A 12,958-nucleotide genomic window follows, 5' to 3' on the forward strand; every position below is an offset into this window, starting at 1 on the left:
GGTTTGGTGGCTTTGCCGCAAATCATTGTTCAGATTAGCACATTTTTTATTTGAAAGGCGTAATTAAGTGCCATCTCCAAACCTTTTATCAACAAGTCGTCTGCGAGATTTTATAACTTAATTCATATATTTCTTCATTTGATTTATAAAATCATCTATATTTGAAATTCGAGTGAACAAGGCCACTGAAAATTTATCTCTCTCAAGATGCTTTTTTCAGGGTGATTTTGCACCAACAGCGCCTAACAATATCTTCACTTTTAATAGAACTTGAAACTCAACTTCGCCACATGAGCTTTAAACGAGTAGTAGTTACTGGCATAGGAGCGTTGACTCCTATCGGAAACACAGCACCAGAGTATTGGGAAGGTCTCAAAAATGGTGTTAGTGGTAGTGATTATATCACTAAATTTGATGCTGAGAAGTTTCGTACTCGCTTTGCTTGCGAGATTAAAAATTTTGATGTTAACAACTTTATTCCACGTCAAGAAGCACGTAAAATGGATGCTTTTGCTCAGTATGCAATTGTCGCATCTGACGAAGCCATCAAAGATTCGGGCTTAGACTTAGAAAAAGTTGATAAAAATAAAATTGGAGTTATTTGGGGCTCTGGTATTGGTGGTCTTCGCACTTTTGAAGATGAATGCTTCAATTTTGCGAAAGGTGACGGTACGCCAAAGTTTAACCCATTCTTCATTCCTAAAATGATTGCTGACTCTGCTTCAGGAGTTATCTCTATTCGTCATGGTTTCCGTGGTGTAAACTACGTAACTGTTTCGGCTTGTTCGTCAGCAAACAACGCTATCATCGATGCTTTCAACTATATCCGTTTGGGTCGTTTGAAAGCTTGCGTAACAGGTGGTTCTGAAGCGCCAGTAACAATTGCATCAGTAGGTGGTTTTACTGCTTTACGTGCAATGTCTGAGCGTAATGACGATCCTAAGACTGCTTCTCGTCCTTATGATAAAGACCGTGATGGTTTTGTTGTAGGTGAGGGCTCTGGAGCATTGATTTTGGAAGAATATGAGCACGCTGTTGCTCGTGGTGCCAAAATCTACGCTGAAATGATTGGTGGAGGTTTCTCTTCAGATGCTTACCACATCACAGCTCCACATCCAGAAGGTTATGGTGCTTTGTTGTCTATGCAAGACGCTTTAGACGATGCTAAGATCAAGCCAGAAGAAGTTGATTACATCAATACGCATGGTACATCAACTCCACTTGGCGACCCTCAAGAATTGAAAGCTATTGTAGAATTATTTGGCGAGCACGCCTATAACTTGAACATTAGCTCAACTAAGTCAATGACTGGTCACTTGTTGGGTGGTGCTGGAGCAGTTGAAGCAGTAGCTTCTATTTTGGCTATGCAGCATCAACTTGTTCCTCCAACGATCAACCACGTTACGGAAGACCCAATAGTTGATAATCGTTTGAACCTTACCTTAAACCAAGCTCAATCACGTAAGATTGATGTGGTTTTGAGTAATGGCTTTGGATTCGGTGGACATAATGCCACAGTTATTTTTAGAAAAATCTAATCTGAATAATATTGCAAACTTTCGTTGTGAGGTTCTTGCTTAATAATACAACGAAAGTTTGCAAGTTTGATTTTGTTTCGAATATATGTTGTCACCCATTTTAGAATTCTTTTCCAGCGACCCGAAAGACAAAAAGCTGAAGAAAGCTGTAGAACATATCATTGGTCAGAAGCCTTCCAATATTATGCTGTACAGATTGGCATTTATGCACTCATCAGTGTCGAAGGAAACGGTGGCAAAGGGATACAAAGAATCTAACGAACGCCTCGAATTTTTGGGAGACTCGGTTCTAGGGATGATAACAGCAGAATACCTCTTCAAAAAATTCCCATTCAAAGACGAGGGTTTTTTGACAGAAATTCGTTCTAGAATGGTAAGCCGCGAATCCTTAAATGGAGTAGCTCGTAAGATTGGTTTGGATAAACTTGTTGAATACGATGGAAATCGTCGCACAGTTTTGGCTCGTACATCGATGTATGGCGATGCGCTCGAAGCCTTAATTGGTGCGATTTATCTCGATAAAGGTTTTCAATTTACTAGAAAGTTTATTGTAAAATCTATTCTTACCCAGCATTTTGATATCGATACTGTTGTGTCAAATAACCCTAATTTCAAGTCTCTTGTGATTGAATGGGCACAGCGTGAAGGTAAGCAAATTAGATTTGATATTTCTGAAGAAGGTGCTAAGCATAATAAGGAATTTACCGCTACAATTTATGTTGACGATGATTCTTTTGCAGTAGGTCAGGGATATTCAAAGAAAAAGGCAGAACAAACTGCCGCTATGAAGGCTTGTGAAAAACTAGAAATTAGTTAATAAACCCAAGGGTTCTCAAAAACGGCCTAAGCACGAATTTTCCTGCTTAGGCCGTTTTTGTCATACCAGACTTCATCTATTAGTGAGATTTTCTGCCAACTGCGTAATTTGCCAATATTCGAAGAATACAATTTTTGATTTTCTTGCTGAATGAAAATCTGAGAAAACCATAATTTGAAAAGTTTCTCAGTGATTAGCATGGATTTATTTTTTTTATTCATTCATCAGAATAATCTTTGGTGTAATATTTGCGTTCTTAGTGTTAGTTAAAATACTTTTCACGGGAAGATTTCTTTTTTATCCTTTTACTTTCGTACATTCATAACCAGAAGTTTCAACCCAAACCATAAAAATATGAAGTTAGACTTTCAGGCAATAGAACGATACGCTAAACAGTATGCTGCCAAAGTTTGTGACGACTTTTTTAATAGAAATAATACAATTTCAGGCCAACAAATTATGAAACTGAGCAACGTTGCTCAGGTGAATACATTTGTGATTGGAGACTTGTACGAAACTTGGAAATCTAACACAGAATCTTTCAAAAGCCCTTATTTTAACTTTGAGAATGAAGAGGTAAAGGCGGCTTTACAAGCTTATATGAACACGGTGTCTCATCATATTTCGGTAGATAGAGAGCACTTTGAGCCGTTGTTGGTCAATGCCGTAAAAAATACCATTGGTCTGTTATTAGATCCAAGCAAGTATTTTGACGACTTTGTTCGTGAGTCACCAGAGTTTACCCTAACAAAAGACCGTATAATAACCTTGGCAAAGTACACCAAAATTAATAGTGTGTTTGCTAAAGGATTGAAAGATAAAATAGCTGACGAAAACCAAGTGTACGTAACTACGGCATTGGGTTGGTTAAATGAGCTAGCGAATCATCACGATTTCGAAAATCCAGATAAATACTTAGAAATGCTAAATGCCACTTTAGCATTTAAGCGTGATGACTTTTATAAAAAATCAGCTACAGTAACGGCACCTAGCGCTGCTAGTCCACGATTGACACAGTCGTTTTTTGATGTTGAACACGACGTGGAGGATGAGCCTGAGACAATTATTGCGCCAACGGTACCAGAAGAAGAAGACCACGAGCCGCTGCCAACTGTAGCCGCGATTCAAGCACAGATAGACAAAGAAGGTACACCTGCGGATATTCGTATTCCATCAAAATTGAACGATGCTTTTACCGATGAATTACCTACTGTAAACGATTTGTTGAGAAAAGAGGTGATTAGTCAGGGCACACCATTGTCAGATTTGGCATTTAATCGTCAAATTAAAAGTATTGCAGATGCCATTAGTTTAAATCAAAAGTTCATCTTTATTGGTAAGTTATTTGAAGGGGATGTCAATGCCTATTCTAGAGCAATTGAGGATTTAGATAAATGTACCAGTTATTTGGAAGCAAAAAATATAATGAATAAAGTCTTAGCACCTAAATTTAATTGGGTGATGGCCGCCGAAGAGGCTAATGACTTTTTAGAGATAGTAGGGCGTAAGTTCTAAATTTTGTAAAAGCGAGATGATTCTCGCTTTTTTTTTGAGTAAAATAGTATATTTGTTTCAGAAAACTACTCCTAAATGAGTTCTTCAGAACTCTATAAACTGAGTCTACACCATGAAACAAGTAATATTATTGCTCATTTTAGGCATTATTGTGCCTAATCTACAAGCACAAGTACCTAACGAAGATATTTTGGGTACTTCAGCCGAAGGAGTTTCTGAGGAAACCTTTGAAAATTGGCTTCAAATACAATCCAATCCTATCGATATCAATCGTGTTGATTATGAGTCTCTGTCGGGGCTTGGTATCTTATCAACTATCCAATTAAAGGCATTTTTTGATTACCGAAAATCCTTCGGTCCTTTTGTTTCTATCTATGAATTGCAATCAATACCAGCGTTTAACCTCGATGTGCTGAAAAAACTAGCTCCATTTATAACATGTGGTCAGGAAATCAATTCGCTTGGACGAGATTTGAAATTAGCTAAAAGCTGGCTTTTGCTACGTTTTAGTCAAACTTTGGAGGAAAAGAAGGGTTTCAGCTTGCCCACCAAGACTTCTACCGTTCGCTATGCCAATAGCCCAGTCAAAAGTTTACTCCGATACAAATATGCCAATCCTAAAAATTTAAGCATTGGTTTTACCATTGAAAAAGACGAAGGAGAAAATAATTGGACAGATTTTACCTCTTTTCATTTACAAATACAAAATAAAGGTATCCTGAAAAATCTCATCATAGGAGATTATCAGCTCCAAATGGGACAGGGACTAGCCACAGGTGGTGGGTTTAGTTTAGGAAAAAGTGCCGAAACGATATTGTTTACCCGTAAGCCTACCTTGGGAGGGCGTCCATATACATCCACGCTTGAATCAGGTTTTTTTAGGGGAGTTCTCGCTAATTTTCAATGGCGAAAATGGCAAGGGCTAGGCTTTATTTCTCATGTGTCGAGAGATGCTAATCAATTAGAGCCCGACTCGCTTGGGGTGGTTAGTGTATCTTCACTTCAAACCTCTGGTTTTCATAGAACTACTTCGGAGATAGCAGATAAAAATGCTTTACTTGAAACAAACCTAGGAGGAGGCATTAGCTATCAATCTGAGTTTTCACGAATAGGCATGATGCTCCAATATACCAATTTTGATAAGCCAATATTAAAGGCCAATAAAACGTATAATCAATATGAGTTCGCTGGAGTACAAAATATTTTAATGAGTTTTTACTACAATTATACTCTATCATTTGCTCAAGTTTTTGGTGAAATAACTCGCTCAAATAGTGGAGGATATGGTGCAGTATTAGGTGCGATTGGTAGCCTTAATCGTCGTTGGGATATGTCACTGCTATTTCGAAAGTTTACACCTGATTTTCACTCTTTTTATGGTAATGCTTTTTCTGAAAATACTCGAAATATTAATGAAACGGGCATTTATTGGGGTATAAAGTTTATGCCTAGCCGTCGTTGGCAATGGACTGCTTATGTTGATTATTTCTATTTTCCATGGTACAAATATTTAGTAGATAAGCCTCAAACACAGGGCTTTGAGACGTTGCTAAAGCTGAATTATCAACCTTCCAAAGTATCAAGAATTTCGGGACAATTAAGGCTGGAAAACAAAGAAGAAAATTTCAGTTGGAAAGAAAGTTATCTCGAAAATAACAAAACTAAAACTCGAACGATTACTGAAGTAACCCCTCGCTATCGTTGGACTTTTAACAGCTATTACTCCAATAAGTTGACCAGTAATATCTCGATTCAATCTAGGATTTCGGGAAGTGCTTTTAAGTTTAAACAACAAAATGCAACCTATGGTTGGGCTATATCGCAAGACGCCAAATGGAGTAAAGGGGCTTGGTCTCTGGCAGCACGAATAGCTTATTTCTCTACTCAGGATTACGATAATCGGCAATATACCTATGAGCAAGATGTGCAATATGCTTTTTCTTTTCCTGCCTATTATGGACGAGGTTGGCGCTATTATAGTGTTTTGTCGTATGATATAAATAAAAACCTAACATTTTGGCTAAGATGGGCAAGAACTGACTATATTAACCAAGAAACCGTCGGAAGTGGTCTTGATGAGATACCCGTTCCACATCGAAGTGATGTGAAAGCGCAAATAAGGTGGGTGTTTTAGTAATTTGAAGATTTGGAGATGTGGTTTAGCAGTGTACGAAAGATACTAAAAGTTATCAATTTCGGATTTCTGATGTTGGATTTCGGAAGTGTACTCCACTTTTTACATGATATTTTATAAAAAAATAGAAGAGTTTTATTTTCGAAATCCCAAATAGTTTGAAGTTCTTTTACAATACTAGTCTATCATCATAAATACTTTCAGGTTATACGTTAAAAAAAGTTAAAAACCTTTTATACAATTAGTATGGGGCAACAATAAACTTTTGCTTGCCGTTACTATCTTTATAGAAACAATCCTAGAGACGAAAAATATGCAATACCAAATACTTTGGGCAGACGATGAAATCGATTTGTTGAAGCCCTACATCATGTTTTTACAGAGCAAAGGTTATGATGTTACACCTGTGAACTCAGGTGCCGATGCACTGGAAGAGGTAGAGAAAGGAAAATTTGATGTAGTTTTTCTTGATGAAAATATGCCTGGAATGACTGGTTTGGAGGTTTTACCACAAATCAAGCAGATGAAGCCTAATTTGCCCGTAATCATGATTACCAAATCTGAAGAGGAGCATATTATGGAAGAGGCTATTGGTTCAAAAATTGCCGATTATCTAATTAAGCCTCTTAATCCGAATCAGATTCTACTTTCGGTAAAAAAGATTCTTGATAAAAAACGTTTGGAAGAGGAAAAAACCAATATTTCTTATCAACAAGAATTCCGCCAATTGGCAATGCAATACCAAGATCGCATCAACCATGAAGAATGGGCAGAAATTTATAAGAAATTGCTATTCTGGGAGTTAGAAATCGACCGTACTGAGAATAAATCGATGGCAGAGGTTTTGAATATGCAGAAGTCTGAAGCTAATTCAAACTTTTCGAGATTCATTGAAGAAAACTATGAAGATTGGTTGAACGACCCTCGTGCTGACAAGCCTTTGATGTCGCACCAATTGATGCGCAAAAAGGTATTTCCATTGGTAAATGAAAGTTCGCCTTTGTTTTTCTTGTTGATTGATAATTTACGTTATGACCAATGGAAAATCTTGGAAGGATTAATTCAGGATTACTTCACCGTAGAAGAGGAGAGCTCGTACTATTCTATTCTTCCTACAACAACAGCCTATGCTCGTAATGCCATTTTTGCAGGAATGATGCCTTCTGAAATCGAAAAGCAATATCCTAAGCACTGGGTGCAAGACCTTGGAGATAATGAAGACGAAGAAGGTTTTAATCAACATGAAGAGTTTTTCTTGCAAGAACAAATTCGCAAAAGCCGTCTTAGTTACAAAACATCTTACAATAAGATTATCCACAATAACCAAGGAAAGTCGTTAGTCGATAACTTCAATCGTTTGATGCAAAATAACTTGAATGTGATTGTGTATAACTTTGTGGATATGCTTTCACACGCACGTACTGACATGGCCATGATCAAGGAATTGGCACCAGATGAGTCGGGATATCGTAGTATTACGGCTAGCTGGTTTACACACTCGCCTTTGTTTGATTTAGTGAAAAAGATTTCAGAGAAAAAAGGTCGTTTGATAATTACTACCGATCATGGTATGATTCGTGTGCAAAACCCTGTCAAAATTGTTGGTGACCGTTCTGTAAATACAAATTTGAGATATAAGCAAGGCAAAAACTTGAACTGGGATTCTGACGACCATGTATTGATTTGTCGTAAACCAGAAAGATTTTTCTTGCCTAAAATCAACGTTTCAACAACGTATGTGTTTACCATGGAAGATTATTTCTTTGCGTATCCAAACAATTATAATCACTATGTGAGTCATTATCGAAATACTTTCCAACACGGAGGGGTTTCGTTGGAAGAATGTATTATTCCGTTTGTGTATTTGACAGCAAAATAGTTATGAGTCATTCCTAATTTATGGGTTAAACTATTTATCAAAAAAGCGGTCGAGAAGTAATTCTCGACCGCTTTTTTGATAAATATGTTGAAATTTTTTGTCATGGATGAATAAATTCACCCGCTAATTGGAATCGTTGGTCAAGAACGAGGCAAAGTGAAACGTAAATTTTAAAAATAATTACTCATTCGCTAAATCTCAATTCACTCAATGAAGGATAAAATGACTATAAATCGTCAGATTTTACATATCCATTATCGCATTTCAAAATACGTGCAGGAAACTGACGAATCATATCAAAGTCATGAGTCGCCATCAAAATAGCAGTACCTGCTTTATTAATATCTTTGAAAAGCAGCAAAATCTGAGCCGAAACCTCAGGATCGAGATTACCTGTTGGCTCATCGGCAAACAAAATTTGCGGTTCGTTCAATAAGGCTCTCGCAATAACCACCCTTTGTTGCTCGCCTCCTGAAAGTTGATGCGGCATTTTATCTTTGGCAGAAGCCAATCCTACCTGCATTAGCACTTCAGCGATACGAGCTTTCATTTTGGCACGGTCTGTCCAGCCAGTTGCTTCTAATACCCACATCAAATTTTCGTTCACATTTCTATCCATGAACAATTGAAAGTCTTGGAATACGACCCCAATCTTACGACGTAAAAAAGGTCGGTCCGATAATTTCATTTTTTCAATTTGATAACCAGCAACTTTGGCTGTGCCTTGTTGTAGCCACAAATCGGCATATAAGGTTTTGAGAAGCGAGCTTTTGCCACTACCCGTGCGACCAATTAAAAAGACAAATTCACCTTTATTGATTGTAAAATTCACATCATTCAAAACGATTCTGTCGTTCTGATAGATAAAAGCATTCTGTAAGGATACTACAGGTTCTGCGTTGAACATAAGGAGTTGATTTGGTTTGTTTTTCAAATATACAAAAAAGCCTTTTTGGTTGGTTTATTTAAGTGAGCTTATCTGGTATATGGTCGGGGAAAACAAAAAGGATAGACCGTAGCCTATCCTTTTTGAAAGTATAAAATCAAAATGCTGTCAAATATTAAGCATTTGTTTTAGCGTGGTCTGACAAGAATTTCTCCAAACCGATGTCTGTCAATGGGTGTTTCAACAACGCAGTGATAGCAGACAAAGGACCTGTCATTACATCAGCACCGATTTCAGCACATTTGATGATATGAATAGGGTGACGTACTGATGCCGCAAGGATTTCAGTATCGAAACCGTAGTTATCATAGATTGTACGGATTTGTTCGATAAGCTCGATACCATCGAAAGAAATGTCATCCAAACGACCGATAAATGGAGATACATAAGATGCCCCAGCTTTAGCAGCTAACAAAGCTTGACCTGCTGAGAAAATCAAAGTACAGTTCGTTTTGATACCTTTTTCTGAAAAATAACGAAGTGCTTTCACACCATCTTTAATCATTGGGATTTTCACAACGATTTTATCATCCAATTCAGCTAATTCTTCGCCTTCACGAATCATACCTTCGAAATCTGTCGCAATAACTTCTGCTGAAACATCACCGTCTACGATTTCGCAGATAGCTTTGTAGTGCTTCAACACGTTGTTTTTACCACTGATACCTTCTTTGGCCATCAATGAAGGGTTGGTAGTTACACCGTCTAATACGCCTAAATCCTGTGCTTCTTGGATTTCTTTGAGATTGGCTGTGTCAATAAAAAACTTCATAGCTGTTTTTGATTATGATTTTTGGCTACCCTCTGGAATGAGAGTAAGGGATAAAGCTTTCCGAGTACAAAATTATAAAAAGCTGGCAAGAAAAGAAGGAATATTTTGATTTATCTATAACAGTATAGAACAGTTGTGGAGATTACTTCAAGAAAGGGCAAAAAAAAATGGCAAATTCACCGCTCAACCAACCTACCCTTGCTTCGATCAAGACCTGGGGGATTCGGAGGGAGCTGGTAATTTGCCAGTGCAAATATGGCAGGTTTTGTTGTTTTTTCAAAACCTTGGTGGCAAATTTGTTAAAATTTTTCTATCAAAAATTGAGTAAAAACAGTTAAATATTCTATTACGGTTTGATTACCAGTTTTTTAAATAACATATTACAATGAGAAAAAAAGTAATAAAAAAAATCGCTTTGTCGATGATTTTTCCTGTTTTGATGGGTTGGATGACTGCTTGTACAGGTTCGGCGGAGGCTTTTTTAGAAAAAGCAAAGGGAGAATTACAAAAAGGAAAAGCTAAAGAAGCTATCGAATACCTCAATCAAGCTATTGATAAGGATGCCCAAAGCGCTGCTGCTTTCAATATGCGTGGTGCTGCATATTTCGAATTGAAAGATTACACCAATGCTCTTTTGGATTACGAGCAAGCTATCAAATTAGATGCTAGCAATTACAAACCATTTTTTAACCGTGCCTCAATTAAAATGGAGCAATCCAACTGGCAAGGTGCTTATGAAGATTGTACTAAGGCAATAGAGCTTGCACCTAAAGAAGCAGAGTTGTATGTAAAAAGAGGTATCATCGAAGCGGCTTTACAAAAAGCAGACGAAGCAATTCATGACTTTGATAAGGCACTTGAAATAGACCCTAAAGATACCAATGCTTTGTATAACAGAGGGAACATCAAATTTCAAAGTGCTGAATTAGAAGATGCCATTAAGGATTTTACAGAAGCTGTAAAAATTGATGCTCAATTTGCAAAAGCTTATTATGGCTTGGGCTTAGCCTACCAAAAATTGGGAAACTCTGACGCAAGTTGTATGAATCTCAAACAAGCAAATCGCTTGGGTTATCCTGATGCGAAGACAGCGTTGGAGACTTATTGTAAATAATAGTTAATCAAAGAGAGGACAGGCACAAGGCATCTGTGGTCTTATAACAGATGCTTTGTGCCTGTTTACTTTTTCCGAATAATGTAGAAATGAAAATTTATACCTATTTATCTTGTTTCTGAAAGCTTTGTATAACCTTGTACGATAAACTTATTTTGTTTGTTCCTTTTTGAAAATGAGGTAGTTGCTACAGGTTGAGATCCATCCCTAGATTTGAAAGCTACTACTATGTGTGCACCATAAATAGAGGCTTCATATCCATCATAAATATCCATGCGTGCAATATGCCCCATGGGTAGAGTAGTTTGGTCGAGCATATCTGGACCAATTTCGAATCCATCCAGAAAATACTTAATAATCAAATTGGGCATATATTTAGCAGCTCTCGGTCCTATGAATTGCTTATAGTAATTGCCCATAAAATTGTGTCCTAAAAAGCGTTTCTGAATATCAATTGATTGTGTTGGTTCTCTCGAAAAGAGATTCATATCATATTTTTTATTATTTGCTTTGCCTTTTACAATTACTTCTTTCAACTCCTTAGATTTCGCAATATCGGCTTTCTGAATTTTCTCAAAAGTCTCCTTTTGTGCTATCCTTATTTCTTCTTTTACTTTTGGAGTTTTGAATAAACGCCAATCAATCTCTATCGCTTCAATCTGGATTGGAGCGATAGAGTCTTCATCTATTTTGAATGGAATGGACTCTTTTTGATTTTGAACAGATATGGTAGCAGTCGCTTGGTTGTAAAAGTCTAGATTATGAAAGGTAAACAATCCGCTTTCATCCATTTCTGCAAAATGAATCCCAGAAGTAAACGACGCGGGTATGTCATTGCTTTCTAAAAGCATTGTTACACTAAGCTTTTGGGGACTGACTTTAGGATTTGATATTAACCTTCCTTTGACTTCAATATTATCTTGAGGGAAATATTGATGGTGTTTGTTTTTGTCTAGTTTGTAAAGCTTATTTTCAATCGTGAGAAGCTGAAGATTGATGTCATCATTAGATAAATGGCTCAACTTACTACCAGTTTCTGTATCTAGTAACCATTTTTTCTTTGTAGAGTCAATGTTGGGTTGCTCTAGATAATACATTTTTTGACATAGTACTTCCATGTTAGCATTCACAAGTGAAAAGTTGATAATGCCTGGGGCGATGTTTTGGGTATTGAAATCTATTCTTGTAGAGTTTTTCGGAGAAAATACGGTAAGTTGATTGATTATTTCCCCTTGCTGGTGAATGAGTAAAAATAAAGTGTCTTTAACTGGTTTTACATTTTGTACTCTAATTTTTAGCAAATCACTTTCGGGTATTTTATCAACCAAGATGGTATTGCCACTCGCAAGCGTTGTAGGTAATGGCAGGATTTTATTACCTAATTTAAGTTGGTAAATATCTTGAAGTGACGGTTGAAATTCCAATGTTCCAATGCCTTGTTTATTGGTCTGGATGGCAATGAGGGTGTCTTTTTGATTGCTCATAAGCCATACTTTTTCTTCGATAGGATTACCAAAGTTGTCCTTTACCTCAAATGCGATTCTGTTCCAGGTTTGGGCAATGGGTTGGTCGAAAAATCGAATGTTAGTATCTATTTTGGTCGTAGAAATATCTTTTTCATAATTGACATTTAATATGGTTAGATTTTGCTGTGGGATGAAAAAATTTCTGGCCCAATTAGTATAAACTCTAACCGTATAAATACCTGAGGCTAATTTAGCGTCTGTTTTAAGGATTTGTTTTACTTTACCATCCTTAATTTTGAATATCCATCTGTCCACCAAAGTGCCAGTTTGGGGATAAACCAAATCAATATACAATGGAACACTTAGAGAGGAAGCTTGAAGAGTTACAGCATCAAAAATCGTTGCTGTCAGTTGAATATCTTCGCCAGCTATATAGGTACTTTTGTTGAGCTGGAATAAGATTTTTTCAGGTCTTAGTACGACAGAAGTGGAGTCATTTTGGGCAATAGCCCCCTTTTGACAAATAGAAAGAAACGATAAAATAGTGGAAAAAATGGCGATTTTGCACATTTTCGAAAGCGTTTGTAGAATAGGAGTTTTCATCAGTTATTAGGTTGTTAAATTATAATATCGAACTATTAAAAGAGTTTAGAGTAAATATAAAGGTTATCAATCAGAGGTTTATAGTAGAATAGGTTAATGCTACTCTACCCTACTAAAAAATGGGACAAATTAGGTAAAAAGAAAGGGAAGCAAGAGTTTTGTAGTTACCAAGCT

At 36.9% G+C, this 12,958-nt stretch carries 9 protein-coding genes; 6 read left to right on the top strand and 3 right to left on the bottom strand.

Features of this window, described 5'->3' with window-relative positions; genetic code table 11:
- Positions 1 to 290: 290 nt before the first annotated feature.
- The 5 genes from fabF (at position 291) to GVN22_RS23615 (ending at position 7,883) form a co-directional block, all read left to right on the top strand.
- Positions 291 to 1,538 (top strand): beta-ketoacyl-ACP synthase II, encoded by a 1,248-nt coding sequence (gene fabF / locus GVN22_RS23595; protein ID WP_166553471.1) that lies wholly within the window; start codon positions 291 to 293, stop codon positions 1,536 to 1,538.
- A gap of 85 nt (positions 1,539 to 1,623) precedes the next feature.
- Positions 1,624 to 2,355 carry a ribonuclease III gene (rnc, locus tag GVN22_RS23600; RefSeq protein ID WP_095160295.1) on the top strand — a complete coding sequence of 244 codons (732 nt, stop codon included), beginning with the start codon at positions 1,624 to 1,626 and terminating at the stop codon, positions 2,353 to 2,355.
- 354 nt (positions 2,356 to 2,709) lie between these two features.
- On the top strand, positions 2,710 to 3,870 hold the full coding sequence (locus GVN22_RS23605) for a hypothetical protein (RefSeq protein WP_166553472.1): 1,161 nt from the start codon (positions 2,710 to 2,712) through the stop codon (positions 3,868 to 3,870).
- A 112-nt stretch (positions 3,871 to 3,982) separates the two neighbouring features.
- Positions 3,983 to 6,004 carry a helix-hairpin-helix domain-containing protein gene (locus tag GVN22_RS23610; RefSeq protein WP_166553473.1) on the top strand — a complete coding sequence of 674 codons (2,022 nt, stop codon included), beginning with the start codon at positions 3,983 to 3,985 and terminating at the stop codon, positions 6,002 to 6,004.
- Between the two features lie 313 nt (positions 6,005 to 6,317).
- On the top strand, positions 6,318 to 7,883 hold the full coding sequence (locus tag GVN22_RS23615; protein WP_166553474.1) for a PglZ domain-containing protein: 1,566 nt from the start codon (positions 6,318 to 6,320) through the stop codon (positions 7,881 to 7,883).
- 226 nt (positions 7,884 to 8,109) lie between these two features.
- Here GVN22_RS23615 and GVN22_RS23620 read toward each other — a convergent pair whose 3' ends face one another.
- Positions 8,110 to 8,790 carry a cell division ATP-binding protein FtsE gene (locus GVN22_RS23620; protein ID WP_166553475.1) on the bottom strand — a complete coding sequence of 227 codons (681 nt, stop codon included), beginning with the start codon at positions 8,788 to 8,790 and terminating at the stop codon, positions 8,110 to 8,112.
- A 154-nt stretch (positions 8,791 to 8,944) separates the two neighbouring features.
- On the bottom strand, positions 8,945 to 9,601 hold the full coding sequence (gene fsa / locus GVN22_RS23625) for a fructose-6-phosphate aldolase (RefSeq protein ID WP_095160298.1): 657 nt from the start codon (positions 9,599 to 9,601) through the stop codon (positions 8,945 to 8,947).
- 385 nt (positions 9,602 to 9,986) lie between these two features.
- On the opposite strand from fsa, the gene GVN22_RS23630 reads away from it, so the two are divergent.
- On the top strand, positions 9,987 to 10,715 hold the full coding sequence (locus GVN22_RS23630; protein WP_095160299.1) for a tetratricopeptide repeat protein: 729 nt from the start codon (positions 9,987 to 9,989) through the stop codon (positions 10,713 to 10,715).
- A 107-nt stretch (positions 10,716 to 10,822) separates the two neighbouring features.
- Here GVN22_RS23630 and GVN22_RS23635 read toward each other — a convergent pair whose 3' ends face one another.
- Positions 10,823 to 12,784 carry a hypothetical protein gene (locus GVN22_RS23635; protein WP_166553476.1) on the bottom strand — a complete coding sequence of 654 codons (1,962 nt, stop codon included), beginning with the start codon at positions 12,782 to 12,784 and terminating at the stop codon, positions 10,823 to 10,825.
- Positions 12,785 to 12,958: the final 174 nt, after the last annotated feature.

Origin of the sequence: Cellulophaga sp. BC115SP, assembly GCF_009905545.1 — a bacterium.
Lineage (GTDB): Bacteria > Bacteroidota > Bacteroidia > Cytophagales > Spirosomataceae > Flectobacillus > Flectobacillus rivi.

What these genes read in the sequence shown, in the direction of transcription:
- fabF (WP_166553471.1), top strand. Translation starts at nt 291, where the DNA reads ATGAGCTTTAAACGAGTAGTAGTTACTGGCATAGGAGCGTTGACTCCT.
- rnc (WP_095160295.1), top strand. Translation starts at nt 1,624, where the DNA reads ATGTTGTCACCCATTTTAGAATTCTTTTCCAGCGACCCGAAAGACAAA.
- GVN22_RS23605 (WP_166553472.1), top strand. Translation starts at nt 2,710, where the DNA reads ATGAAGTTAGACTTTCAGGCAATAGAACGATACGCTAAACAGTATGCT.
- GVN22_RS23610 (WP_166553473.1), top strand. Translation starts at nt 3,983, where the DNA reads ATGAAACAAGTAATATTATTGCTCATTTTAGGCATTATTGTGCCTAAT.
- GVN22_RS23615 (WP_166553474.1), top strand. Translation starts at nt 6,318, where the DNA reads ATGCAATACCAAATACTTTGGGCAGACGATGAAATCGATTTGTTGAAG.
- GVN22_RS23620 (WP_166553475.1), bottom strand. Translation starts at nt 8,790, where the DNA reads ATGTTCAACGCAGAACCTGTAGTATCCTTACAGAATGCTTTTATCTAT.
- fsa (WP_095160298.1), bottom strand. Translation starts at nt 9,601, where the DNA reads ATGAAGTTTTTTATTGACACAGCCAATCTCAAAGAAATCCAAGAAGCA.
- GVN22_RS23630 (WP_095160299.1), top strand. Translation starts at nt 9,987, where the DNA reads ATGAGAAAAAAAGTAATAAAAAAAATCGCTTTGTCGATGATTTTTCCT.
- GVN22_RS23635 (WP_166553476.1), bottom strand. Translation starts at nt 12,784, where the DNA reads ATGAAAACTCCTATTCTACAAACGCTTTCGAAAATGTGCAAAATCGCC.